At 43.9% G+C, this 26,152-nt stretch carries 26 protein-coding genes and 1 pseudogene; 14 read left to right on the top strand and 13 right to left on the bottom strand.

Annotated elements, in window-relative coordinates; all coding sequences use genetic code 11:
- The first annotated feature begins 216 nt into the window (after positions 1-216).
- Positions 217-1,242 (top strand): tryptophan--tRNA ligase, encoded by a 1,026-nt coding sequence (gene trpS / locus FIU99_RS18150; RefSeq protein WP_006960807.1) that lies wholly within the window; start codon positions 217-219, stop codon positions 1,240-1,242.
- Positions 1,243-1,333: 91 nt separating this feature from the next.
- Here the strand turns inward: trpS and FIU99_RS18145 are convergent, their stop codons facing one another.
- The 3 genes from FIU99_RS18145 to FIU99_RS18135 are packed head-to-tail and all read right to left on the bottom strand — an operon-like array spanning position 1,334 to position 4,489.
- Complete coding sequence (locus FIU99_RS18145) at positions 1,334-1,819, bottom strand: hypothetical protein (protein WP_006960808.1); 486 nt, start codon at positions 1,817-1,819, stop codon at positions 1,334-1,336.
- Entirely contained in the window at positions 1,816-2,934 is a 1,119-nt protein-coding gene (locus FIU99_RS18140; protein ID WP_050778626.1) for a cytochrome-c peroxidase, read from the bottom strand. The genes FIU99_RS18145 and FIU99_RS18140 overlap by 4 nt, the downstream gene beginning before the upstream one ends.
- A gap of 52 nt (positions 2,935-2,986) precedes the next feature.
- Complete coding sequence (locus FIU99_RS18135; protein ID WP_006960811.1) at positions 2,987-4,489, bottom strand: lytic polysaccharide monooxygenase; 1,503 nt, start codon at positions 4,487-4,489, stop codon at positions 2,987-2,989.
- An 889-nt stretch (positions 4,490-5,378) separates the two neighbouring features.
- On the opposite strand from FIU99_RS18135, the pseudogene FIU99_RS27540 reads away from it, so the two are divergent.
- From FIU99_RS27540 to FIU99_RS18105, 6 genes and pseudogenes are all read left to right on the top strand, one after another.
- Positions 5,379-5,591, top strand: a pseudogene (locus FIU99_RS27540) (transmembrane anchor protein); the annotation flags it as partial.
- Positions 5,592-5,669: 78 nt separating this feature from the next.
- On the top strand, positions 5,670-6,248 hold the full coding sequence (locus FIU99_RS18125) for a hypothetical protein (protein WP_006960813.1): 579 nt from the start codon (positions 5,670-5,672) through the stop codon (positions 6,246-6,248).
- A 232-nt stretch (positions 6,249-6,480) separates the two neighbouring features.
- Entirely contained in the window at positions 6,481-7,101 is a 621-nt protein-coding gene (locus tag FIU99_RS18120) for an ABC transporter substrate-binding protein (RefSeq protein WP_231115555.1), read from the top strand.
- A 338-nt stretch (positions 7,102-7,439) separates the two neighbouring features.
- On the top strand, positions 7,440-9,047 hold the full coding sequence (locus FIU99_RS18115; RefSeq protein WP_006960815.1) for an EAL domain-containing protein: 1,608 nt from the start codon (positions 7,440-7,442) through the stop codon (positions 9,045-9,047).
- Between the two features lie 188 nt (positions 9,048-9,235).
- Entirely contained in the window at positions 9,236-10,912 is a 1,677-nt protein-coding gene (locus tag FIU99_RS18110; RefSeq protein WP_039951983.1) for an LruC domain-containing protein, read from the top strand.
- Positions 10,913-10,921: 9 nt separating this feature from the next.
- Positions 10,922-11,395, top strand: a complete 474-nt coding sequence (locus FIU99_RS18105; protein WP_021455112.1) for a hypothetical protein — start codon at positions 10,922-10,924, stop codon at positions 11,393-11,395.
- A gap of 26 nt (positions 11,396-11,421) precedes the next feature.
- On the opposite strand, the gene FIU99_RS18100 is transcribed toward FIU99_RS18105, so the two are convergent.
- The gene (locus FIU99_RS18100; protein WP_006960817.1) at positions 11,422-11,679 is read right to left on the bottom strand and encodes a hypothetical protein; all 258 of its coding nucleotides are present in this window, start codon (positions 11,677-11,679) and stop codon (positions 11,422-11,424) included.
- A 129-nt stretch (positions 11,680-11,808) separates the two neighbouring features.
- Positions 11,809-12,447 (bottom strand): NAD(P)-dependent oxidoreductase, encoded by a 639-nt coding sequence (locus FIU99_RS18095; protein ID WP_006960818.1) that lies wholly within the window; start codon positions 12,445-12,447, stop codon positions 11,809-11,811.
- Between the two features lie 128 nt (positions 12,448-12,575).
- On the opposite strand from FIU99_RS18095, the gene FIU99_RS18090 reads away from it, so the two are divergent.
- Complete coding sequence (locus FIU99_RS18090; RefSeq protein WP_006960819.1) at positions 12,576-13,466, top strand: LysR family transcriptional regulator; 891 nt, start codon at positions 12,576-12,578, stop codon at positions 13,464-13,466.
- Positions 13,467-13,515: 49 nt separating this feature from the next.
- Here the strand turns inward: FIU99_RS18090 and FIU99_RS18085 are convergent, their stop codons facing one another.
- Positions 13,516-15,066, bottom strand: coding sequence for a sodium:alanine symporter family protein (locus FIU99_RS18085; RefSeq protein WP_006960820.1), 1,551 nt, complete (start codon positions 15,064-15,066; stop codon positions 13,516-13,518).
- 482 nt (positions 15,067-15,548) lie between these two features.
- Here FIU99_RS18085 and FIU99_RS18080 point away from each other — a divergent pair, with 482 nt between their 5' ends.
- Together FIU99_RS18080 and FIU99_RS18075 are read left to right on the top strand one after the other, a co-directional pair.
- The gene (locus tag FIU99_RS18080) at positions 15,549-15,800 is read left to right on the top strand and encodes a DUF6482 family protein (protein ID WP_006960821.1); all 252 of its coding nucleotides are present in this window, start codon (positions 15,549-15,551) and stop codon (positions 15,798-15,800) included.
- 165 nt (positions 15,801-15,965) lie between these two features.
- On the top strand, positions 15,966-16,217 hold the full coding sequence (locus tag FIU99_RS18075) for a hypothetical protein (RefSeq protein ID WP_006960822.1): 252 nt from the start codon (positions 15,966-15,968) through the stop codon (positions 16,215-16,217).
- Between the two features lie 64 nt (positions 16,218-16,281).
- Here the strand turns inward: FIU99_RS18075 and FIU99_RS18070 are convergent, their stop codons facing one another.
- Both FIU99_RS18070 and FIU99_RS18065 read right to left on the bottom strand, forming a co-directional pair.
- Positions 16,282-16,977: a pirin family protein gene (locus FIU99_RS18070; protein ID WP_006960823.1), complete on the bottom strand. Its 696-nt coding sequence runs from the start codon at positions 16,975-16,977 to the stop codon at positions 16,282-16,284.
- A 24-nt stretch (positions 16,978-17,001) separates the two neighbouring features.
- A complete protein-coding gene (locus FIU99_RS18065) occupies positions 17,002-17,445 on the bottom strand; it encodes a DoxX family protein (protein WP_006960824.1) in 444 nt (147 codons plus the stop codon).
- 334 nt (positions 17,446-17,779) lie between these two features.
- Between FIU99_RS18065 and FIU99_RS18060 the strand changes: the two genes are divergently transcribed.
- From FIU99_RS18060 to FIU99_RS18045, 4 genes are all read left to right on the top strand, one after another.
- Positions 17,780-18,373: a LysE family translocator gene (locus tag FIU99_RS18060; RefSeq protein WP_039951988.1), complete on the top strand. Its 594-nt coding sequence runs from the start codon at positions 17,780-17,782 to the stop codon at positions 18,371-18,373.
- A gap of 16 nt (positions 18,374-18,389) precedes the next feature.
- Positions 18,390-19,202: an AraC family transcriptional regulator gene (locus FIU99_RS18055; RefSeq protein ID WP_006960825.1), complete on the top strand. Its 813-nt coding sequence runs from the start codon at positions 18,390-18,392 to the stop codon at positions 19,200-19,202.
- Positions 19,203-19,212: 10 nt separating this feature from the next.
- Positions 19,213-19,923 (top strand): AraC family transcriptional regulator, encoded by a 711-nt coding sequence (locus FIU99_RS18050; protein ID WP_006960826.1) that lies wholly within the window; start codon positions 19,213-19,215, stop codon positions 19,921-19,923.
- A 107-nt stretch (positions 19,924-20,030) separates the two neighbouring features.
- Positions 20,031-20,972 carry a DMT family transporter gene (locus FIU99_RS18045; RefSeq protein ID WP_006960827.1) on the top strand — a complete coding sequence of 314 codons (942 nt, stop codon included), beginning with the start codon at positions 20,031-20,033 and terminating at the stop codon, positions 20,970-20,972.
- Here the strand turns inward: FIU99_RS18045 and FIU99_RS18040 are convergent.
- The 5 genes from FIU99_RS18040 to FIU99_RS18020 all read right to left on the bottom strand — a co-directional run bounded on the left by FIU99_RS18040 (position 20,952) and on the right by FIU99_RS18020 (position 25,907).
- On the bottom strand, positions 20,952-21,857 hold the full coding sequence (locus FIU99_RS18040) for a hydroxymethylglutaryl-CoA lyase (RefSeq protein WP_006960828.1): 906 nt from the start codon (positions 21,855-21,857) through the stop codon (positions 20,952-20,954). The two genes, FIU99_RS18045 and FIU99_RS18040, sit on opposite strands and share 21 nt — an antisense overlap.
- Complete coding sequence (locus tag FIU99_RS18035) at positions 21,854-22,666, bottom strand: enoyl-CoA hydratase/isomerase family protein (RefSeq protein WP_006960829.1); 813 nt, start codon at positions 22,664-22,666, stop codon at positions 21,854-21,856. Before FIU99_RS18035 ends, FIU99_RS18040 begins: the two co-directional genes overlap by 4 nt.
- Positions 22,667-22,675: 9 nt before the next feature.
- Complete coding sequence (locus FIU99_RS18030) at positions 22,676-24,280, bottom strand: carboxyl transferase domain-containing protein (protein ID WP_006960830.1); 1,605 nt, start codon at positions 24,278-24,280, stop codon at positions 22,676-22,678.
- Positions 24,281-24,290: 10 nt separating this feature from the next.
- Positions 24,291-25,460: an isovaleryl-CoA dehydrogenase gene (locus FIU99_RS18025; RefSeq protein ID WP_039951991.1), complete on the bottom strand. Its 1,170-nt coding sequence runs from the start codon at positions 25,458-25,460 to the stop codon at positions 24,291-24,293.
- Positions 25,461-25,529: 69 nt separating this feature from the next.
- Positions 25,530-25,907 (bottom strand): MerR family DNA-binding transcriptional regulator, encoded by a 378-nt coding sequence (locus FIU99_RS18020; protein ID WP_006960832.1) that lies wholly within the window; start codon positions 25,905-25,907, stop codon positions 25,530-25,532.
- Between the last annotated feature and the right edge of the window lie 245 nt (positions 25,908-26,152).

Raw genomic sequence — 26,152 nt, 5'->3', positions numbered from 1 at the left:
CTTAAATTGCTCTTGAGAGAGAGTTGAGTCCCAATCGGATTATTGTTAGATTGTCTCAATGAAAATTAATTCAACGTCTACATCATTCTTCTTCTGGTGGCGCTCTAATTAGAGCGGCTCAGGATTCTTACATTCTTAAGCTGCTGGTAGGTAGCTAAGACTGTAATCTCTTTTATATCTCCAGTAGCGATCTGTTTTAACTAAGGGGATATTCTCATGAACACAAAAAATCACTGTACTGATAAACGCGAAGTCATTTTAACTGGTGATAGAGCGACAGGCCCTTTGCATCTGGGTCATTATGTTGGCTCTTTAAAGCAGCGCGTAGCTTTACAGGAAACTCATGACCAAACGATCCTTGTTGCTGATATGCAAGGGCTTACCGATAACGCTCATAACCCCAAAAAAGTTTCGTCCAACATTCTAAATGTCGTTGCAGATTATCTGGCTGTTGGTATTGATCCTTCTAAAACAACTATCTGTCTTCAATCTCAGTTGCCCGCTCTTGCTGAGCTGACTATGTATTACAGTAATCTTGTCTCTATCAGTCGCTTAGAACGTAATCCGACAGTGAAAAATGAAATCCAAAACAAAGGGTTCGAACGATCAATTCCAGCTGGGTTTCTAACCTATCCAATCTCACAAGCTGCGGATATAACGGGATTTAATGCATCTCTAGTCCCTGTTGGTGATGACCAGTTGCCAATGCTTGAACAAACTAACGAAATAGTGAGAAAGATTAACTCTCTGGCAGGGTTAACTGTTTTGAATGAGTGTCGGCCTTTGTTAAGTAATGCACCACGTTTACCGAGTACAGATGGCAAAAATAAGATGTCTAAGACGATGGGGAATACTATTAATCTTAGTTCTACTGAAAAGGAAATTAAAACTGCAGTAAATTCAATGTACACGGATCCTAACCATCTAAGAGTTGAAGACCCAGGCAATATCGAAGGTAATATTGTATTTACCTATCTTGATGCTTTTCATCCAGATGAGGATTATGTTGACCAATTAAAAGAGCATTATAGACGTGGTGGCCTTGGTGACGGTCAAACAAAAAAAGTACTAGAGGAATGCTTACAAGATTTGCTACGACCGATAAGAGAGAGGAGAGCCGATTATTTAAACGACAAGGCGCAACTAATTGATATATTAAAGAAAGGAAGTCAAATCTCTAGAAGCAAAACGGAAAAAGTACTCTTTGATATTAAAGGTGTCTTTGGGCTAAATATTTTCTGAAGCGTCTTTAATTGCTTTGTCGTCAACTTAACGACTCACAATTACCGGCAATTTACGAGTTAATAGCGAGCCTGATGGCTCGCTATTAAGCTTAACGATTTTGTTCACGGTAAAACTTAATCGTAATACGTTGATTAGGCTTGCCTGAAACCTTAACCGGATAGCTACCCCATTCATGGGTATTGATATGGCTGATGATCATATCCGGTTTATCGCAATGTTGGTTGGTAATATTTTTGCCCGTCACATCGGCGTCTTTAATTTCAATGTTGGCTTGTTTGCTATGGAATAACACTAACTTTTCGTCCCAGTTTTCTATCGACAAATTCAGGTAGGCAAGTCCTTGTTCATTTAGCGTCAGTGTTTTTGCAAATGGTTTGGAAACGCGGAGGCTTTGCTGAGCTGCCTCATCGGGGGAATTGGCCGTTTCGAAAGGTTCTGCTGTGGTTTCACATAAGGTGCGATATTCTCGCGCAAAATGTTGGTTTCGAGCAGAATTCATATCCGCATAGGTTTGTGCGATGGGCAGTATTACTGTGGCCAACAAGCTGACCTTGGTAAGTTGTGTTAGGTTCATTTCGGTTGCTCTTGGGTAGGTTTAATGAGTGAACAAGTGCTGCCTGGACGGGTGTGAGTTTGCTTATCATTCGAAACGCAAAATGGAGAATTGAATGGGTAGCGCCTCCAATCGTCTTCAACGGACAGTGAATGCAGGAATGCGATGAGCGCTGTCTTCTCGCTGCGAGTCAGGCTAAATCCGTTGATTAAGAAGCTTTTGTTAGGGTGGTGGAAGCCGTCTCCCTGATTTGGGCCATAGCTTGTTTTTCTGCCGCCTCTGGCATAGTTATCAATCACAGACGCTAAAGATTGCACGCTGCCATCATGCGCCCATGGGCCTGTATTTGCGACATTAATTAACGAGGGAACCCGAAACTTGCCGTCATCTTGATGATCGCTGGTGTGACGGCGCAACCCCGGCTCTGTAGCAGGGTAATGTGGGGGTTCTCCTTGTCGGCTGATTCCGTAAAGGCCAGTATTTTGGTATTGGCTAATTGTGGCCTCAGGTTGATTGAGTAAAGCTCCGCCATGACATCGTGAACACTGTAATCGTACGCTATTAAACAATCGAAAGCCTTCCTGTTCCTCGCTTGTCAGAGCTTGTTCTTCTCCGCCAAGATACCGATGAAATCTCGTATTTCGACTTTCAATCAGTGTGAGGTAATGTTTAAGCGCATGAACGACACGCTCTAAGGTAATGTCACTGTCTTCATAGGCTTGTTCAAACAATTCAGAGTAGGAAACGCTTTTCTTTAATCGAGAAAGAAGCAAGTCAGGCGTCAGCCCCATTTCCAATGGATCAATTGAAAACATAGGGGTTGTGATGGCCATTTCAACTTTGGTCCGACTAGGGTTGGTAAGGGAAAACACGGTTTGCTGAGAAATGTTCAACAAAGAGGGAGTGTTTAACGTGTCGGGTTCGCCGTGAATGTTTATCGTTTGTGTAAACGTGTTGCTCCAGCCATGAGTTGGGGAATGGCAAAGCGCACAACTTCGATTGCCCTTAAGTGATAACTGGGTATCGAAGAACAGGTGACGGCCAAGCTCTTGAATAGCACTAATGCTCTCCGCAAGGGCTGATCCTGTCAGCAGCCACAGTAATAATGGCAATAACGCCTTGATAAATAAGTTCATGGAAGAGGGCTTAGAAGGAGTAAGCCACCTGCAAGCAGGTGGCTTTCATCGCTTAGTCTAATTTTCTCCACTGTTGATCAACCCAGCCAGGGTCAATCGCAACACCAGGTAAGAACTGTTCGTCATTACAGTTTGCTGCCCAGTCTCCATAACATTCGTAGATGCCTTCTCCATCAAACTTGACGACATCACCTGCCACGTAGCTGCCGAAGCCTTCAGGGTAATGGTAGTCATATTCGATCTCGCCTTGCTCTTCAACAACAGAGAACTCGTAGGTAGCTTGCTCATGCGAGCCATCAACTTGGCTGTGAATACGAACGCTGTAGTCTCCTAACACACTGATTTCGAAAGAGGCTGGGTTTTCAGTTGTGCCCTCAATGATTTGCTCAGGTTTTTCACCGCCTACAGTTCTTAGTATCGCAGTGTAGGAGTAAACGTCCTGTTTACCATTAATTACTTGTATTTCAACGGGAATAGACAGTGTTTCTCCAGGTGTCAGCACATATTCAGCTTCCTTGTTTGACCATTCGATGGACGTATCTTGATCGACTTTTTCAATCAAGTGAGACCAATTTTCACTGGTGTAGTAGATGTTATTCTCTGACGGATCATCACTAAGTATGATTTCATCTTCGTCGTTTAATACACCGACTTGAACGTATTGTGAGATTGTAGCGTTGTTGTTGATAGACTCTGCTAAGTCAATCTTCCACTGTTCGTTATTCACGTTCTCCGCAGTGATATCTTGCAGGACTTCGAAGTCCTCGTAGCCCTTATACATCAAGCGAGCTTTGACTTGGTCGCCAGGAGAGACTTCGATAGTTTCAGTCGCAAAGTCTTCATTTTTCACCCACGGTGATTCATCTGGGCCTGGTTCGTGATCACCGACGATAACGTTGGCACAGCTATAAAACGCTTCTGCGCTATCCCAAACATCTTGTGGTGGCGGGCCTAATTCATCATGCGGTTTGTGGGTAGGATGGGGGCGCTGCCAAACTTGATAGATAATGTGTTTGCCCGACTTCCCTTCTGGCCACTTCACTTTATAAGTTATGTAGTCATCCGCTTCTTTACCTTCACCATCTATGACAGTAAGACGCTCTAAATCTCCCCAGGTTAGTTTGTCTGTGTCTGGGTTAAAGCCGTTGCGAGTAACAAATAGGTCCCAATACCAAGTTTTGTGTTTGGCTGTATGCTTATAGGTGACTTCAAATTCGCCGTTAGTATCCAACTCAATTGTTGTGGAGTAGCGATTAGCACTTGGAATATCAAGTACTGCATATTCACCGCCTTTAGAAGCTGAACAAAGTTCTTCATTGTTAATGACGGCTTGATGATCGCCAGCTGCGTTGCCTTGGTTAATCTCGTTCTTTTGATTCTTAACCGTGTCACTACATAGCGTAGGGTCACTTGTTGTCCCTTCATAACAGCTATAGGCATAGTCTTGGGGTGAGACCATATATCCGTGTGCTGCAACTGGGGTAACATAAACACTGCTCAGTGCTGCAGTGAGTAAACTCAGCTGCAATACTGCCTTTTTCTTATTTAATTGCATTAGATGCGTCCTCATTATTCTTAATGAACTAGAACTGAGCTAATAGACTGATTTTTAGATGCTTATCTGTTTTAACTTAAAAAATTTAAATATTTATTTAAAGTAATTAAACCTTAGATTGGTAATTAACGTAATTTAAATGTACACGCAATTTAAATTAATGTGTTGGCTAATTATATATTTTTGTAATGATTTATGGGCTGGTTTTAATTTGTACATGATTGAGGTATATGATAAATCTATTAGTTATTGTTATCCTATTTTTTATTCTACTGGTTATGTAAATCAAGATGGTTTTGAAAATTGATTTGAAGAATGATTTTGCTTCGTGAAGGTGAGGGTAAAGCTTCAACTCTTTTGTGACTTCCTTAAGGTCAATGATGACGTTATTGATAGTGACTTTCGATTGTCTGCAAAGGTGGGCTGATATTTTCATTACGGAACGATATATTATTATTTTGACGTTTTTGACGTAAGTAACTTAATAATTGCAACGATGGTTATTTTATAGATTGCGGTTAGTTATGTTAAAGGCGAATGGTTTTCAATTTTTTTGGTTTTATCTTGAGGCCTGTGATAAATAAAAGTGTGCTATTTAAAAGAGCAATTATGGAAAAACTTTCGCTAGCGAAAGTTTATATTTTTAGATTTTAATATCCACATGGAGGAGTGTTGGCATCACAGTTTTATATTTCTCCTTGTATTCAAGCTGTAGTCCAAATAATAAACTTTGAATAAAGATCTAATTTTTATTCCGTTAGTACTGAGTGGATGTCTTCAACTTGATTTTATGAGCCGCATAGAGTGTGCATATGAATGCTTTTACTAAACACTATTTACAGACACAGCCCTGAACAACGGTTGATATTTCAACTTTACCTGGACGTTGAAAGGTGGGCCAGTGAACTTTGATACTCATTGAGATGGTAACGGAAACTCAATCAGCTACGAGAAAGGTCGAAGCGTTCCTGAAGATGAAGGGGAGCTGGTGGCTGCTTTTACCGGTAATCACGGCTGGTTTTTCCGTAATCGTAATGACAGCACCGTAATGGTGATTTTACGAACGAGTGGTGAATACGGGCAGATGAAACGTGTACTTTAATTAAGTAACAGCCTCTGTGGTGGAATATGCCATGTAGGCTGTATCATCCCGTCTATTGATTCGCATAAAGAAAACATTATGAACGTTAAAATTATCTACCTTGTTATTGCATTGCTACTTGGTTCTGTTTTTATACCAGCTGGAGCCACCAACGACGATAGCACTGAGCAAGAGCAGGTCACTCGTGAGCTGGAATCAATGCTCAACGCTGCTAAACAGTATCAGTTAGATACCGGGAGAGCGCTTGAAATCACGCCAGATACGAATGTCGAATACGGTTATTTGGCGATTGACAATTTAATTGAAGACCCCGGTATAGAAGGTTGGAATGGGCCGTACTTACCATACAGCAATGATTGGTTTGGGTTTGAGCAGTACGTCAGCCATCCCGAATACATTGCTGCTCAATTACTGGCTAAAGAAGATACTGAATGGAACAAAGGGAGTACGCCTGAAGGTTGTAATGAAAACTCGACATCATGCAAAATCGCTGCGTGTATCTGGAGTGTGCCTGAGGAAGTGGCGAAAGGCATCAACGAAGAGATTGACGGCATTCAGAGTGTAAAAGACGTCGACTCGACAGGTGTTATCAGATACAACGGCGGAAGTCTGGTTTGGATTGTATGCATGACAGGTGACGATTATAAGCTACCATAGCCTTCTAGTTACATAAGTTATCTGTCTATTTGCTCCTTACATTGGCGATGAAGCGCAAACTTCAGTTTGAGCTTCATCACTGTATAATCTATCGAAATAACAAAGAGAGATTCTCTACCTATACTTAGATAAAATTATAAAGAGACGCTTAAACTCAATGATGATAAAGCCGTTAATTATTTCCGTTTTGGTTTTAATTTGTGCAAGTGCAAAGGTCCATGCTGCATATAATATGCACTTCTTCCTTCCAGATTTCCCACCTTATACGACCATAGACGAGCAGGGTAAACCAACGGGTATTGGGATAGATAAAGTTCTACCTATTTTATCGTCAATCGGTGTTGAGTACACCGTGACCGTGTCATCAAACCATGGCAGAGCTCTGTCTGAACTGAGAAAACAGCGTTCGGATGGCTTCTTTATGGCATCACAGAATGAAGAACGTGATAAGTATGCGGTGTTTTCAGAGCCAGTAATGAGCAATCGTTGGGTTTGGATTGTTCGTAGTGAAGATGTCGAAAAGTTTGCCCCCCATGATTCTGCTTTTAGGAGCCAAGCGAAAGTCACCAGTCTACTGAATACAAATACTGCTTATTGGTTAAAAAACCAGGGTTATCAAATGGTCCCTCCAGCGACCCATATCTACGGTTTGATTGAAAAGTTGGACATTAAAGTGGTGGATGCAATCTTGGTGGCTGAAGTCGTGTTCCTTCATAATTTCAGTAATTTGAGCGGTTATGGAGTTATCCTTGAAGAGGAAAAAGAGTTCGGTCTGTATATCTCTAAACGCTTTCTCGAAGAGCACCCAGAATTTATGGAACGACTAAATCAAGCAATTAGACGATTACGCTGATCTCTTGATGAGTAACTACAATCTTCAACCAAAAGAGTCACATACACTGTTTAAACAAGGAGCTGGAACACTCTAGCTAACGTGAACAAAACGATCTTTCTGGTTTTCAAATCGAGCGAAGTCGAAATCCATAATGAGACTATTATCACGTAACTAAGATGTTAGAGTGTCTGGACGTCTTACTTTTGTTACATTTCGAAATTATTCTTAATATTAATTCATAAAAAAGATACATAGCCATCTTGAATGCTTTTGTGTGGCGCCGCATGACAGCGCCTCGAAGAATAATATTAATAAAGATATCAACATTAATTGGAGCAATATAGGGTGTTTGAAAAATGAGTGCGCTGGCATTGTTGGATAGTATTAATGTACCTCGTAAGCATTTGTTTTCAATGTTATTGCTTTGCCTATTTAATGTAATATTGATTTTGGTTCTTATCGGTTGCGCCAATCTTCACTTAGATTCCTCTACTAAACAAGCAGCCAGAGAAATTGAAACACACTTCGATAGAATTAAAGATGACTTTAATTACTTAGCGAAAGACAACAAGCTGGCTGAGAGCTGTGACGTGCTGTTAGTTGAGATGCGACAGTCTGTGTTTGAAACACATATGGCGAAGGAGGTCGCGGTCTTTAGGGAAGGAGGGCAGTTTTTCTGTGCGACTAATAAAGGAAAAGTATCATTTAATCTTTACCCTCATATCTATCAAGAGCTTAAATCCTTACCGCTTCATCAAACAGTGGCCTATTTTAAAGCAGCGATAAACCGTCTTAACTCAATCGGCTTATTGTTCTTAGATGATCAGCAGCGTGGTGTCAGTATTTTGATTCCTCCTGGCTATCTTTTCGAATTAATTGAGCAGAAGTTTGCTCCTCAAGGAATTGATTTTGATCTTTGGATAAGTGGTCAACTTGTAGACAATAAGTCTTCGATGAACTCATCGAATTCAGAGGTTTTAAGGTTTAGTGAGTATCAGGGGGAGCGTTTCCCTTTTGCTCTAAAATCCCAAGCCGGTCATGTGTACTACCTGTCTTACATCTTCGATAAATATTGGGTGTTTCTGTTAGTTTCTAGCATTGTTATCGTGTCTTATTCCTTTTCTAGCAAACGACGCATTGCTAAAAACAGTTTGGAGTTTTCGCTTGTAGATGCACTGAATCGAGGGTACTTCGAATGTTATTATCAACCTATCATTGACGCGAGTAGCCATAGGGCTATTGGATGTGAAGCATTACTGCGTTGGAATGACCCTAAGCGAGGGTTTGTATCTCCCGGTATATTTATCCCTTTGGCTGAAAAGTTAAATCTGATCAATCGCTTGACCTATTATGTGTTTAATCAGGTTGTTGATTTTATAGCTAAAAATGAAAGCGTTTTGATTGGAAAATACGTTAGCATTAACATAAGCCGTAAAACACTAATCGCGCCGAGGTTACTCCGTATTGTTAAGCAATTCCAAAAAGCTCACCCCCATATCCTCAAAAAGCTTGTCTTCGAGATCACAGAGAATGGTGAATACACCGATGAAGAGTTGGAAATAGCAAAAAAACATATTCAAGAGCTGTGTCGAACGGGAATTAGAATAGCGGTTGATGACTTTGGAACAGGTTACTCTGGTTTAAACTTTGTTAGTCAGCTTCCTTTTGAAATCATGAAGATAGATCGAGTGTTCGTTAAGAACCTTGATAAGCAGCAGAGTACGAAGCCTGTTCTGGAATCGATGGTCAATCTTGCAAGGAGCCGTAATATGACGGTTATTGTTGAGGGAGTAGAGACTGACATTCAGTTGCAGATTCTCTTTGACATGGGCTTCGTCTATATACAGGGATTTCTATTTGCCCGCCCGATGCCAGAAGAAGAAGTCATCGAATATCTTAAGCATATCAATAAGATAAATACTATCAATACACAATGCAGAGAAACACCTGCTTTGGAGAGTTAACAGGTAACCATAGGGGGCAACTGCAGTGCCTAGTGTGACTTGGTACTTTAACATTCATCTTTATTCTCAAAATGAGAATAAGCTAGGTAACTTTTATAAGTTGTTGTAAATTAGATAAAAAATATCAGGTATTATTTTTGCTGCGTCTCTTTCTAGTGCGATTCGTTCTAGATAAGGGGCCAGACTTTATGAAACTCCAAAGTATCATTTTCCTTGCTACTACCTCTATCCCATTTTTCTCGGGAGCTTTAACAACCAGTGACTTAACATTTGAGTCCGGATCAGATGCTTCCAATTATTCCGCGAAAGGGAAGCCAAACAACACATATTCTGTTGCTGATTCTCTCCCGAGTGATGTTCTTCAGAATGTTTATTCAATGCTTCCTGAGGGCACTGTGGTAAACAGTGATTTTATTGCGCCTGAGCGTTATTCCAGTATAGATATCGATGACCAGTTGAATGGTGCAGCTTACGCGACAGCAACCGTTACTTTTCTAAATGAAGGGGCTGGGTATCGAAATAGTCTAGGGTATTTTGTTTTCGACACTGATAACCCTCCGACTTCTAAAGATGAAATTGACGCTCATGTGATCATATTTCCAAATACCTCAAAGCCACGAGAAGGTGAGATGCAGGAAGGTGATTCGATTGATTTGAGCGTTCAACTGACCGAAGGACAAACCTTGGCTTTTTTCATCATTCCCAATGGCTGGGGGTGGAGCGGTTCCTACAATAATATTTCTAGCCTAGGTAACTGGGGTACACCATTTTATAGTTACCCGTCGTTGAACCCAGAAAGCACGTCAGAATATCGTAGGCACAACGTGGCATTTATTGATACCGCTAACGAGTTTCTAGTGCTAGGTTTTGAGGATATTCGCCGGCCTCAAGGTGATAACGATTTTAATGATCTGATTTTCACTGTAAGTATCTCCCCATTTTCGGCTGTGGACGGAGTGAATACTGATGGCTCAACGGATTCAAAATATGAAACGTTGACTCAAAACAATGACCCAGACATTACCGTGACTTCGGTTTACCCAAGTTCAGACAGTTTCGCGACAATAGCGTTTGAAGACCGGTGGCCATTGATGGGAGATTACGACTTTAATGATGTAGTTTTGCAGTATAGGGTCACAGAAACCCTAAATGGGGTCAGAGAGCTAAAGGGTATCACGATAGATTATACCCTTCAGGCTATGGGAGCCGGTTATTCGAACGGATTTGCAGTTCAATTGCCAAATGTTGATCCCTCTAATGTCTCTTCCGCATCCGTGACACGTAACGGTGTAGAGGTTGAGCATACTGTACTTGAATCAGACAACGGCGAAACGGTGCTGATAGTCTCGGAAAGTGTAAAAGACGATCTGCAGGATTTAGGGGTGTTTTCAGGAGGCTGTATGTTTTATCGGACCGAAAGTGCATGTTTGGATCAGCAAGCAGCTGGTGTGCTTGGATACCAATTGAACGTTGAATTGACGACTCCAATCTCTCGGGAGCTTATTGGCTACCCTCCTTATGACTCGTTCATATTTGCAGCAGAGAATACCTACCACGGCGACTTCTTTACTTCTTTTCCAGGGATGCAGTGGCAGACCCATTTCAAACAGTTTCCAGGCACTAGTAACATGGATAGTAGCTTGTTAAACCAGCATGATGACCATTCTGGTGGAGGGCTATGCTTCTTAACTGAAAACAATATGCCTTGGGTGATTAACATTCGGGATGATTGGCAGCACCCAGTCGAATATATGGACATAAGTAAAGCGTATACGAACTTCCCGACTTGGGTAGAAAGTAATGGTGACACAGATGGAGAATGGTACAAGTCTCCGGAAGCCGATCGTGTCATTTCAGCGCAATAGGAGAGGATTATGAAGCATTCAAATCGTATTACTTTAAGTTTACTGGTTTCGCTTTCCCTTGTTGCTTGTGGTGGTGGGGGAGGTGGCGACGCAGGTTCTGCTGGAGGAGGAGCATCTGCAACGACTCCAGCTGCAGCGAGTACCCAAATAGATAACACCGCCGACATCGTTGCCTCAAGAGATTTCTCATTCGATGTAGGGCAGATCATCACGTTTACCGTGGACTATAACGGATCCAGTGATGGGGCCGTTCATCTCTATTCAGAAGCAGCCTTTACCAGCGATAGTGGGGAGGTCATAGCAGATCCGACATCCCGCATCACAACCATTTATCCAGACAGAACCTCAACAGTTACATTGGAAGTCAATAGTAACTGGCAGCAGATATATGCTCGTTGGGTTCCGATGGTGAGTAACGAAACCGAACTGAGCTGGGTTGTATCACTTGATCAGGCGAGTAACAGCTACCAAATATCCTTTTAATACTTAGCTTGTTAAATCTAGTTTGATCAACTTAGCAAAAGCGAGACTTCTAAGATGTGTGTTGATTTATCGGAAAATTGGGTGAAATCCTTATCAATGCGCAGATATTTCTCATCGAGTGAAGAAAAGGTTGTAATCGTTTTTAATAAGTCGATAACTTCTGAGCTGTGGTTGTGAAGATATTGCTTAAAGCTGTCCAGTCGTACTTTATGTATGTTCTCGACTTTAGTGACTGCTTTTAGGATCGATTCTTCTGTTATATTTGTTGTTTCTATGTGGTTCATAGATTTGTTGCTTCCGTAGTGTGATCGCAGAAAGCTAACATCTTCATTATTCGGGAGATATGACCTAGATCAGTAGATAGTCGATTAATGTTTAGAAATCAGAAAGGAGCCATTTAGGCTCCTTTGTGTTTAGTAAGCGACACCAATACGTTGGTTGGTGTGCTTAGCAGACTCAAGTTCATCAATCATGGCAACGGCGTAGTCAGCGACTGAGATACGACTGTTACCTTCACTATCGGTCAACAACATGTCACCACCTACACGGTAAGGTGCTTGTTTCTCGCCAGGGAAGATATCTGCAGCGGGACTAACGAAGGTCCAGTTGACATCACTTTCTAGAGAGCGAAATACCTGTAACGCTTCTCCCATAGCTACAGCTTCAGGCTTATACTCATCAGGGAACTCAGGAACAGTAATAAGCTTAATACCCGGTGCCACTTCCAAAGAGCCTGCCCCCCCTACCCAAAGTAGTCGAGAAGCAGTAGATTGAGGCAACTGAGTCAACAGCATTTCTGCGGTTTTCGCGACGATGTCATGATTGCCTGCCGAGCGGCCGCCAATCGCTGAGATCACTACTTCTGCACCATCAACTGCGGCGGTGATATCAGAATTTTGGTCCAGTAAATCAAACTGTCGTGCTTCAACATTCTCTGTTTCGAAGCTAGCGGGGTTTCTTACTAAAGCGATAACCTCATGCCCGCGCGCTTTTGCTTCATTTACGATGTGGCTACCAATCCAACCTGATGCACCTAACACTGCAATTTTCATCTTCATATCTCCTGTTTGTGATTCAGTATTTCGTAACAACAAATGCAGTCTAATGGATAGCTATCTAGCGATAAATGAGCGTATGTGATACACATTGTATCAATATGGTTTACTAATGGTGACGTGTTATGGATCGCTTAATCGCAATAAGAAGTTTTGTTGAAGTCGCGAATGCTAAGAGCTTTACCAAGGCAGCAGAATCGCTAGATATTAGTCGACTGCAGGTATCTCGACACGTGCAGGAGGTTGAACACTGGCTACAACAGCGTTTGTTGCACCGCACGACGAGAAAGGTGAGTTTAACCCATGCTGGTGAACAGGCGTTTGTTCGATGCCAGCGCATTTTAGATGAAGCCGCTGCGTTAGAATTAGACTCAATGTGTGGCAAAGATGCTTTAGTGGGAACAATTAGGGTGGCTGCACCAATTGGGTTTGCACAGAACCTGCTAATCGATAGAGTCCAAAATTTTGTGTCACTCCATCCAAAAGTTGTCATCGATATATTGGCTTCGGATCAAAACTCAGAGCTGGTGGATGAGAGAGTGGACGTTGCATTACGCTTCACTGATAAACCAGCGGATAACCTAATTGCTCGAAGGTTAATGGCAATTGATACAGCTATATGTGCATCGCGCGACTATCTATCCGAATTTGGAGAACCTAAACACGCCGAGGAGTTAGTAGACCACAACTGTTTAACACATTTAAACGTCAAAAATTGGTTGTTCGTTAAGGACAATCAAACGGTGGATGTTGAGGTATCGGGCAATATTAGAGCGAATGATTTGAGTACTTTAGTGAGAGTCGCCGTTAATGGAAAGGGAGTAATTCGGTTACCGTGCGACTTAGCGAATCCACTAATAGAGAAAGGGGAGTTGCTCTCCATTCTAAATGACTATCACTATCCAAGTTATGCCCTATGGGCTGTGTATTTATCTCGCAGCTATCAGCAACCTATTGTCAGGCAGTTTATCGACTATCTGGTTGAATGTTGGCAAGAGGACATAAAACGAAAATAAAAAGCCCGGCGAAAATGCCGGGCTGTAGATTCTTAGAGGCTGAAATTACTTACTGCTCAACCGCTTCAGTCTGAGACTGCTTCTGCTGAACTTTGTACACTTTACCTGCATTGAATCGTTCTAGGTAATCAGCTAGATCGCGTTTCACTTCTGGAACCAGAATATACAGACCAATAATGTTGACTAGTGCCATCGCGAAGATCATAGCATCAGAGAAGTCGATAACAGGGCCAAGGTTCATTGCTGCACCAATCACTACAAAGATACAGAATTTAACTTTGAAGATAAGCTCCGCTGTTTTGCTCTCACCGAATAGGTAAGTCCAAGCTTTAAGACCGTAGTAAGACCAAGAGATCATTGTAGAGAAAGCAAACAGAACAACGGCAATAGCAAGAATGTATGGGAACCAGCTGATCGCACTACCGAATGCCGCTGAAGTCAGTTCAACACCTGCCAGGCCTGTGTCTGTATCTAGGTAACCTGTGATGATGATAACTAGGGCTGTCATGGTACAAATTACAACGGTATCGATGAACGGTTCTAGCAGAGACACGAAACCTTCTGACATTGGTTCTTTTGTTTTAACTGCTGAGTGAGCAATAGCCGCAGAACCCACACCCGCTTCGTTCGAGAATGCTGCACGTTTGAAGCCTTGGATAAGTACGCCAATTACACCACCAGCGATACCTTCACCCGTGAATGCTCCGTTAAAGATAGCGCCAAATGCGTCATCAATGCGGTCGAAGTTCATTAGGATGATGATAAGTGCCGCACCGACATAAATGGTCGCCATGAAAGGAACCACTTTCTCTGTCACTTTAGCGATAGACTTGATACCACCGATGATAACAATACCAACGATGACAGCTAGGATAAGACCAAACAACCAGCCTTTATCAGCAAAGAACGAAGCGTCGCCACCTGTTACACCTACTACCTGCTTGAACGCTTGGTTAGCTTGGAACATGTTACCGCCACCAAGAGAACCACCGATCGCGAACACAGAGAACAGAACAGCTAGGGTACGGCCAAATGCAGCGTTACCGCGTTTAGCTAGACCTTTGCTTAGGTAGTACATAGGACCACCAGAAACTGAACCGTCTGGGTTGGTGTTACGATATTTCACACCAAGAGCACATTCTACAAACTTACTAGACATACCAAGTAGGCCTGCAAGGATCATCCAGAATGTTGCACCTGCGCCACCGATAGAAACTGCGACCGCCACACCAGCGATGTTACCAAGACCAACAGTACCAGATAGCGCCGTAGTCAGTGCTTGGAAGTGAGATACCTCGCCATCTTCTTTGGCTTTTGGATCTGAGAACTTACCGGAGACTAATTGAACTGCGTGTTTGAACCCACGGAAGTTGATAAAGCCAAGGTAAAAGGTAAAGAAGCTTGCTGCAACAACCAACCAAAGAACGATCCAAGGCACCTGCACGTCTGTAAAAGGGAAAGGAATGGTCGAGAAGATCATACCTACAAATGGGTTGACGATAGGTGCAACGACTTCGTTGATTTTGTCATCCAAGTTGGATGCCGCAGCGCTACCCGCAAAAAGACTTGCCAAAACGGCAAGCGATATACGCTTTGTCATGCTTTTCCTGCCTATGCATTATGGTTTATATGAATATTATTTATATAGATGTTGTGTTTGTTACATGTGTGTAACAAATGGTTATTATTCATTTTATAAATAGGTCCGCAACATCTTTGGCGGAAAACTTGATCCAGCAAACAATTCTGATATTCGCTAACTCTAGACAGGTAAATTGAACTTCTTCACTGCTTTTTCTTTGAAAAGTGGAATTATTGATGATAATTCGGTTTTCAATATAGTTGTTAATACTGTATTCGCGGCTGAAATATAAAACTGTGTGATTAAAGTTTGAACAGCAGACAAATTTGCGTTAAGGCTCATAAGAAGTGATTTGTGATGATTTATATTCTTTAGGTGAATATTGATTCACGGTGTTTAACTCGCCACTTGTGAGTATTCACGAGCCTAATTCACAATGTGGTAATCAAAATTACTGTATCTCTCGTATAGGTTCCTAACACACGAGAGGAGAATAAGGTATGGAACTTCAAATTGAATCATTGGAAGGCGGCATTTACTTGGCTTATTCGATTGATGAAGGCGATAGATTGCTTTTGCGCGATACCAATCAAAATCCGCTGAAATTTTGCAGTTTATCTCAAGCAAAAGAACACTTTAAGGACCAGCATTACCACAGTGCGTCATTGGTTCATCAAAGTGCTTACGATGAAATGTGCGGAGAGGATATAGGTTCCAGTCACTCTCTTAAAACTGACCTAATGTGGTTCTAGAGAGGCTTTGCAAGTGGCGGGCAGCGAGTAAAATGTGCCCGCTCTAGAGCTTATAGAACGCTGTCACTTTCTTGTCATACTCTGAGAGTATTTTTCCGACGGAAAATCACCTTTAGCATGTTTTTTAGAATGGTGTACGAGTGTTGTGGCCAGAAGTAGAAGAAAATGACAAGAAAGTTGAGTGAGCTAGATGATGTGATTATCAAGAACCTTCAGGATAATGGATTTATCAAAAGCGAAGCTGAAGCGTATTTAAAGCGCAATGTGTATAAGTTGGAAAAGCACGAAGTGGATACGATTAAGAATTATGCGGAACATTTTGGTCTCAATGCAAAAGAGCGAATCATTGAAGATATTCTTGAGCTTCGCAGAGAGGCACTTATGCTAAAGCTCATATCGCAACCAGCTGCAATATAAGCCTAGATATCCAAAGCTTTTTAAGCCTCAGAGATCATACTCGCTCCGAGGCTTGATTACATAACTAGGGGAGATCAAAGATTAGAGCAGTAACTGGTGCATCTCCTGAGTTTTCGAAAGAAACCGATGTCGTTGCCTCAACTTTTGCTCCATCACCTGAGTGCAGTACGGTACTGTCGACGGTCAATTGTCCTTCTACTTGGTGTATGTAGAGATTTCTGCCTTGTGCAATCTCATAAGTAATGCGCTGACCAGCAGCCAAAATCAACTGTTGAAGAGAGGCATCTTGCTTTATATGCAGAGTGCCATTGCGACCATCGGGTGTTGCGATAGGCGTTAACCCTTCCGATTTACCAAAGTCCTTCTGTTGATAGCCAGGTTCATTACCAAACGTGTTTGGTTGAATCCAAATCTGTAGAAATCGCAGAGTATCAGAGTCGGATGCATTGTATTCGCTGTGATAAATTCCACGGCCAGCGGACATTAGTTGGAACTCTCCAGCCGGCAAGGTTTGAATATTACCTTCGCTATCTTTATGTTCGATGGCGCCTTCCAAAACATAGCTGATGATCTCCATGTCTCTGTGACCGTGTGTAGCAAAACCAGCACTTGGCTGAACAATGTCATCATTAATCACTCGTAAGGCAGAAAACCCCATGTGCTTTGGATCATAGTAATCTCCAAAGGAAAACGTATGTTTACTGTCAAGCCAGCCAAAACTAGCACCGCCACGATCCTCTGAGTGTCTAACTGTAATCATAATATTGCCCTCCAGTGTTCGATATTAAGCGAATTTCTTTGCGATAAATTGATCAACTGCTGCTTTGCCTGAACCTGATAATGCCAGTGATACACTCGCAGCCATAAGGGCTAGGCCAAACTCATAGCCGTTGTTAGACATGAAAAGTCCGTTCTCAAAGTGAACTGAGAAAATGGCGACAAGCATAGTAAATGCAAGAGCAATGGAAGCTGGACGTGTAAGAAGGCCAAGCAAAATGAAAAGACCACCAAAGAACTCAGCACTACCTGCTAAAAATGCCATTAGAATACCAGGCCCTAGACCGATAGATGCCATCCACTGACCAGTCCCTTCCAGCCCGTAACCACCAAACCAGCCAAACAGTTTTTGTGCTCCATGCGCCATAAAAATGATCCCAACTGGAATACGTAGCGCCAGAGCGCTGTAACCTGCTTTTGATTCTGTCAGTGTTTTCAGTAGAGCTTTCATAGTGTCATCCTCAAATTTTTCAAATTCATTGGTAGAGGGTTTATATCTTTCCCTCATTGGTTAAAACTGAGTTTAGGCGCTGATGAGGTGAGAAAAAATCGTAGAAAATTAACATACTCGTTCGAAATATTTGAATAACCGCGTTTTGGGAAAGGAGAGGCCAAGTTCTTAGGGGCTTTGGCAAGATTGGGTTGGCTACCGCAATGGTAAAGGTAATAGATGTTCTGGCGCCTTGTTGCTACTTAGCCTGTTTCCAATGAGTGATGCTCTGCAATATCGTTCAATACTGTCTCTCTCCTAGTCGTTATCTTGGTGAAAAAGAGGAGATAACGAGATGGAAAATTTGATATTGGCGATGGTGGTGTTTGCATTTGTTGGAGCCGTGACACCTGGCCCGGTGAATCTGTTAGCGACAACCACTGCGGTAAATGATGGGCCAAGGGCGGCGTCCAAGCACGTTCTGGGCGCATCGATAGCATATGCGGTTGTTGTATTTGGTACCGGACAGATGATGCAAACGCTGGCTTTCACGTTACCAAAGCTTGAGTTTTGGATGCAGTTAATAGGCAGTAGCTTCTTGTTTTATCTTGCTTACCAAATCTTTGCAGCGCCGGTACAAGGTGTCACTGTTCAACAAGGAAAGAGTTCCGGCTGGGTGACTGGAAGTTTGACTCAAATACTCAACCCTAAGGCATGGTTGGTTGCGATGTCCGGCGTAAGTCTTTACGTAATAGGGCAGGAAAATGAACAATATTCCTTGTGGCTCTTTACTCTGGTTTCATTATTAGTCTGTGTGATCGGGGTTGGCATATGGGCGATGATTGGCCGTGTTTTAGCGAATCGACTTGCAAATCCAAGAGCTCACCGCCAATTTAATAGATTCATGGCAATGATGTTATGCGTGTCTGTCGTGATGATTTGGCTCTGAATGCAATGGTGAGTGAATGAAGAAAGATAAAAGTGCGAGCTTCAAGCTGAGTACGGTTCTTCCATGGATCGAGTTACGTGTCGCCAATCAGTCGACGGCATGTTATGACGCTCACTCCCATGATGAATTTTCATTTGGCATTATCAATCAGGGCTGTGCAGATTATCGAAATCGGCGCAATACACATCAGATTGGACAGGGGGATATCGTTACTATTAACCCAGCAGATATTCATTCGTGTAACCCACACCAAGGTACTTGGTCCTATAGTATGTTGTTTGTTGACGCACTGGAGATGGGAGAAATCCAGCAAGAAATGAGTTCTAATCAACGATATGACTACCTAGCTTTTGATAGTGATTTAGAGCGTCATCCGGAATTTCAGCAACGATATTTGGCACTTTTTTCTGCGCTTCAGAGCGAAGAAAATGTGTTGTTAGCTCAATCTTGTTTGTATGATTTTATTGAGCTTACTTCTCGACAGAGAGTTAAACCGATGGCAAAGACCGGCTTGTCTAGTCTTGCGGTGGTGCGCGAGAAGTTAATGGATGAACTGAGTAACTCTCATTCCTTAGAAGCGTTAGCAGAGGAAGCGGGAATGAGCCGATATCAGCTTTTACGTGCTTTCAAGGACCAGTATGGGTTACCACCATACGCTTATCTTATGGATGAAAAGATAAAGCGTGCGAAAGTGATGCTCAAGTCTGGAGAAGATATTGTTGATGTTGCCAACAACCTGGGCTTCTCAGATCAAGCGCATTTTCAGCGACATTTTAAAAAGAAACTTGCTGTGACACCTAAGTTTTATCAGTCTCACTTTGTGGAGTGAATCCAGTCCGATGTTGGAAAACAATCTCACTATTCGAGCCTATACCCGCCAACGTAGAGGCCATGCTCATGAACATCATCAACTTGTGCTTCCTATTTTGGGTACCATCATTATTGAGCTGGAAGGCTATCAAGGAAAAGTGTCGGTCGGTGAGTGCGTGGTGATAAAAGCCACCACTTTTCACCATTTTCGCGCTAATGAGGCTGCGCGTTTCATTGTCGCTGATTTAAACACTTTGCCAGAGAATTTGTTGAATATGGACACTCTGGTTTTTCCGATTTCTTCACCACTTCAGTCCTACCTAACATTTGTTGAATCTCAGCTCCAGCATCGGGTAACCCCTACCATCGAAGAGCCAATGGTCGACATGTTTATGAAGCTATTGGCGCAGCAACAGGCCGGGCAGCAACTTGATCATAGGGTTAGAGCCGTGCTGCATCATATCGAGGAAGACCTAGCCAGAGAGATTACGGTAGATAACTTAGCTAAGGTTGCCTGTTTGAGCCCGACGCAGTTTAAAAAGATTTTTAAACAATCCACTGGATTAAGTGTTCTGCAATACGTGACCAAGCAAAGAATGGAAAAAGCCAAGGCACTACTTACGCATACAGATATCCCAGTTCAGTTAATAGCAGAGAGAGTCGGGTACGCTGACCTGTCAGCCTTTAGCCGACGTTTTTCATTATCATTTGGGCTGTCTCCCCGAGAGCTACGTGGTTGATGAAATTGAGTCTATAAAATCAAGTAAAGTGTCTTTTCTGCAAAGTCTTATGCTCTTTGCTTGTTTAAGCTGTGCTTATCAAAATGATAAATACAAAGAGTACAGCTATGAGTCAGACGCTAAAAACACACAATGAACATCTTGGAGTTCTGGTTATCCTGTTTGCTTCTTTATTGTGGGGGACGACTGGTACCGCAGCTACGTATGCGCCTGATATAAGCCCGTTGGCTATTGGTGCTTTTTCTATGGGTGTGGGTGGACTTCTCCTGGCTCTGTTTGCTTGCAACACGATCAGAAAAGATCGGCGCATATTGAAATCCAATAAAGCTATTTTGTTGACTGGAGCACTTGCTTTGGCCGTTTACCCTCTCGCGTTTTATAGCTCTATGAGAATGGCCGGTGTGGCGATTGGGACGGTAGTCTCTATCGCGAGTGCGCCATTCTTCGTTGCATTTCTGGAGTGCCTGTTTGGCAAAGAGAAAACAATCGATACCCGCTGGGTGATAAGCCTCATCGTGGGCGCAACTGGTATCCTTTTACTGACTCTATCAGAGACATCAACTTCCACACAAGCTGATATTCAACACATGAAATTCATAGGAATAGCGCTCGGATTGCTTGCGGGTTTCACCTATGCCACTTACGCGTGGGCAGCCAAAATGCTCATCACTGAAGGCATACATTCCAAATCTGCGATGGGGAGTATTTTCGGGCTGGGTTCACTATTGTTGTTACCTTCATTGTTTTTTACTGGTGGTAATTTGTTTGCGACACCAATAAATACATCCGTCGCTTTGTACATGGCGTTTGTTCCAATGTTTCTTGGCTATGTCTGCTTTGGTTATGGGTTAAAAACGGTGTCTGCCAGCAAAGCGAGTTTGTTGACGTTGTTTGAGCCTGCTGTGGCAGCAGTATTTGCCGTAGTTGTAGTCGGAGAGCATATTGGCGTGTCAGGGTGGGGAGGAATTGGGCTGATAATGGTTTGCTTGTTACTTCAATCCTACCAGCCCAAAAATAGAGAGAGTTTGTTAGCTACGCAAAGCCAGTGAAACTTTGGAAGTCGGCTGGCGCCCTAAGGCGTCGCTGATTTCCCATCCAGCCTGAGCGAGACGGTTTAGATCTACGCCTGTTTCAATCCCTAAACCTTGGCAAAGGTAAACCACATCTTCTGTCGCTACGTTACCAGAAGCGCCTGCGGCATAAGGGCACCCCCCTAAACCTGCTACGCTGCTATCTACAACACGTACGCCCATTTGAAGGGCTTGGTATATATTGGCAAGCGCTTGTCCCCAAGTGTCATGGAAATGAACAGCGACCTGTTGTGAAGGCACTCGCTCAAAAACCGCGTTGAGCATGTTCGCAACTCGTACTGGCGTACCCGTGCCAATTGTGTCTCCAAGAGAAACTTCATAGCAACCAAGATCAAGCAGTGCTTGAGCAACCTTGGCGACCTGACTGGGCTCAGTTGGGCCGTCATAAGGGCAATCGACGATGCAGGATAAGTACCCTCTAACCGGAATGCCTTTGTCTTTTGCTAGAGCCACCACTGGGTGAAATCTTTCCAGGCTTTCTTCAATAGAACAGTTGATGTTTTTCTGGCAAAAGCCTTCTGAAGAGGATGTGAATACCGCGACTTCGTTAGCGTTGGCGTCGAGTGCCTGCTCAAACCCTCTTATGTTGGGTGTTAAAGCGGCGTACGTAACATTCGGCGCGCGAGTAATTTTGGACATGACTTCTAACGAGTCCGCCATTTGTGGCACCCACTTTGGTGAGACGAACGATCCGGCTTCGATGTGGTTGAGCCCACAGGAAGAGAGTTGATTGATCAGCGCGACTTTTGCCTCGGTTGAAACGGCTTGCTCATTTTGCAAACCGTCGCGAGGACCTACTTCAACTATCTTGACTGACTCTGGTAGTAACGAGGTCGTCGTCATTCACGGCCTCCCATTGCCCAATTTGGTGGTCGCTTATCAAAGAAAGCTCTAAGACCTTCTTGCCCTTGCTCAGACACCCTGACTCTTGCGATTAATTGACTGGTGTACTCAATTAAAGCATCGTCAAGTGCCTGAGAATCACATTCTCGAATCAGAGCTTTGGTTTGCGTAAGCGCAGCAGGGCTATTAAGCTGCAACTGATTTACCATTTCAGTGACGGCTTTCTCCAGTTCGCTGGCTTCAACAGCTTCATGAATCAAACCAATCTCAAGCGCTTTGTTAGCGTCAAAACGTTCAGCAGTCAGCATGTAACGCCTAGACTGGCGAGCACCAATCGCGCGGTTCACATAGGGCCCGATGGTCGCTGGAACCAGCCCTAGCTTTACTTCGCTGAAGCAGAACAAGGCGCTATGATCAGCAATCGCGACATCACAGCAGCAGATGAGCCCCAGAGCCCCACCAAACGCACAGCCATGAACAACAGCGAGAGTAGGGTGAGGGAAGTTATCCAAACAGCGCATCAACTGAGCAAGTCTTGACGCATCTTCCTGATTTTCCTGTTCGCTTTTATCTGCCATTGACTGCATCCAGCCAAGATCAGCGCCTGCAGAAAAGTGTTTTCCGTTACCACGTAACACTAAGCATCTAACGTCCAACCGCTGTGCCAGTGAGTTAATCGATTCTATCAACTGTTCGATAACCTGCGCGTTGAACGCATTGTGCTTATCTGGCCGGTTAAGTGACAGACTGGCAACGCCGAACGTATCGACGCTGCAAGTGAGATAGTTGGTATCTTTCAGAGTGGTCATGTCAGGCTCCTACATTCTAAAGATACCGAAATGGCTATCTGGCATCGGAGCATGTTCTGTCGCGGTGAGCGCTTGGGCGAGAACATGTCGGGTTTCTTTCGGATCGATGATGCCATCATCCCAGAGGTGAGCACTTGCGTAGTATGGATGGCCTTGTTCTTCATACTGATCAACGATGGTTTGCCTGAACTGGCCTTCTTCCACCTCTGACCAAGGTTCGCCTTGGCGTTTCAGGACCTCACGTTTCACTTGCGTTAGTACGCCAGCGGCTTGTTCGCCGCCCATTACTGAGATGCGAGCGTTAGGCCACATCCACATCATCGTTGGCTCGTAAGCGCGCCCACACATACCGTAGTTGCCCGCTCCGTATGAGCCGCCAATGATGATGGTGAATTTAGGCACATCAGCACAAGCCACTGCCATGACGAGTTTGGCGCCATGTTTGGCTATGCCACCTTCCTCAACTTTTTTTCCGACCATGAACCCCGTAATGTTCTGTAGGAACAGCAATGGAATTTTTCGCTTAGCACACAGTTCGATAAAGTGGGCGCCTTTCTGGGCTGACTCCGCAAACAAGATGCCGTTGTTGGCGACAATACCAATCAGTTTGCCCTCGATACGAGCAAAGCCACACACTAGTGTTGTGCCAAACAGGGCTTTAAATTCATCGAAATCGGAATCATCAACAATGCGCGCAATCACTTCTCTCACGTCGAAAGACAAGCGCAGATCGGCATTGACGATACCGTAGATATCTTCAGCGGGTAGACGTGGTGGCAACACCTTTTCCGTCTGCGGTATTACTGGCTCTTGGTTGCTGCTTGCAAGTGCTTCTCTTGCCATATGGAAAGCTTGTTGCTCGTTTTCCGCGTAGTAGTCTGCAACCCCTGATTTACGGCAGTGAACATCCGCACCGCCAAGTTCCTCGTCCGTCACGATTTCACCTGTGGCCGCTTTAACTAAAGGAGGCCCGGCAAGGAAAATGGTGCCTTGTTTTTTCACGATAACAGAAACATCTGCCATCGCAGGAATATAAGCGCCACCCGCGGTACAAGGCCCAAGAACAACCGCTATTTGTGGTATGCCTTTGGCGGACATGCGTGCTTGATTAAAGAAAATACGTCCGAAATGGTCTTTGTCTGGGAACACCTCAGCTTGGTGAGGTAAGTTCGCACCGCCCGAGTCGACCAGATAAACACATGGCAAGTGGCAGCGTTCAGCGATTTCTTGTGCTCTGAGGTGTTTTTTGACTGTCAGTGGGTAGTAGGTACCGCCTTTGACTGATGGGTCGTTGGCGAGCACCATACAGGTAACCCCTTTTATTTTGCCGATACCTGCAACGACACCTGCACAAGGGATTGATTCTTCATAAACATTCCATGCTGCGAACTGACCGACTTCTAAAAAGTCTGAACCTTGATCAAGCAGAAGATCAATACGTTCGCGTACCGGAAGTTTGCCTTTCTTTCGCTGTCTTTCGACAGCCCTAGCGCCACCACCTTGTTTGATGGATTCAACATCTGCGTTCAATTTTTCGACCAGTCCACTCATTGCTTGCTGATTTTTAGTGAACAGGGGAGAGTCGGTTTTGATTTTAGTTTTTATGATTGCCATAACATCCTCGTTAGCGTGACTCTTCAAACAGTTCACGCCCGATAAGCATCCTGCGAATTTCGGAAGTACCCGCGCCAATTTCATAGAGTTTGGCGTCTCTTAATAAACGACCTGCAGGGAATTCATTGATATATCCATTACCGCCTAGCAGCTGGATGGCATCGAGTGCAAGCTGTGTTGCTAATTCGGCACTGTAAAGAATCGCGCCAGCGGCATCTTTTCTTGTTGTTTCACCGCGGTCACAGGCAGCGGCAACGGTATAGACATAAGCGCGTGCCGCGTTGGCACGGGTGTACATATCCGCCACCTTGGCTTGAACTAACTGGAACTCACCAATGGACTGGCCAAATTGCTTACGGTCATGAACGTAAGGCACAACAAGGTCTAAGCAAGCCTGCATGATACCCAGTGGGCCAGCAGCCAGTACCACGCGCTCGTAATCTAAGCCACTCATTAAGACTTTGACGCCTTGGTTTACTTCACCAAGTACGTTTTCAACGGGTACTTTGCAGTTGTTGAAAACCAGCTCACAGGTGTTCGAGCCTCGCATACCGAGTTTGTCGAGCTTTTGAGCGTGACTGAATCCTTCAAAATCACGTTCGATGATGAAAGCGGTGATACCTCGTGAAGCCGCGCTAGGGTCGGTTTTGGCATAAACGACGAGTACGTCTGCATCAGGGCCGTTGGTGATCCACATTTTGGTGCCATTCAGCACATAATGATCACCGCTTAATTCGGCTTTGAGCTGCATGCTTACAACGTCTGAACCTGCATTGGGTTCACTCATTGCTAGCGCACCAATGTAGGAGCCATCAATTAATTTGGGTAGGTATTTTTCTCGTTGCTCAGCGTTTCCGTTACGGAAAATCTGATTCACACATAGGTTAGAATGAGCACCGTAACTAAGTGCTACAGAAGCAGACGCACGGCTTATCTCTTCCATGGCTACCACGTGTGCTAAATAGCCCATTGCAGCGCCACCATATTGTTCGTCTATGGTCACGCCAAGCAAGCCCATTTCACCCATCAATGACCACAAGTGGTTCGGGAATTGATTTTCCTCGTCCACTTTGGCCGCGATAGGTGCAATGTGCTCGCGGGCAAAAGCATTCACGTGTTCCCGCAACATGTTCACAGACTCATCGAGCCCAAAGTTGAGGGGGGTGTACTGAGATATCATATCGCCTCCGATTCAGCGGTTTTTGCTGGTTACGATCCCTGGCGGATTAATGATGTCTCGAGAAGCGCTTTAGCTGGCTTTTGAACGCTGCAACGCTTCTTCACATCGCTGGCGAGCGGTATTCAAATCGTCAAGGACAATGGTGATGTCCTCAAGTTGACGTTTGAGTACAGCTTCCTTCTCATCAATGATTTTGAGCATCTTAATCAACTGGGTATCTATTTGATTAGTATCGTAAAGCTCTAACAAGTCGCGTATCTCGGCCAATGAAAAACCAAGTCGCTTCCCTCGTAAAATCAACTTAAGACGAACCCTGTCTCTACGCTGATAAATCCGCATACTGCCTTTGCGCTCAGGTTGAATTAGGCCCATATCTTCGTAAAAGCGGATACTTCTTGTTGTGATATCAAACTCTTTAGCGAGCTCGCTGATTTTGTATGTTTCCACCAGATGAAACTCCCCAACTGCTAGGTGATAGACAATCACACTTTCCACTACGACGGTAAAAAAGATTTTACAGGTTGTGAATGTGTTTCTTTACGTTAACGTAAATGTTAGTGCTATGCTTACGTAAACGTCAAGAAAATAACCGTGCAAAAAACAAATGGCTTTGAAAAGTGAAAGCGGCGTCGTGAATTAAGCTGCTTTGTGGTCGCTGAGGTAGTAAAGCCGTTACTCAACAATCTTGTGAG

Source organism: Vibrio sp. THAF64 (assembly GCF_009363455.1).
GTDB lineage: Bacteria > Pseudomonadota > Gammaproteobacteria > Enterobacterales > Vibrionaceae > Vibrio > Vibrio coralliilyticus.
This window is presented reverse-complemented; position numbering and strand designations above follow the sequence as displayed.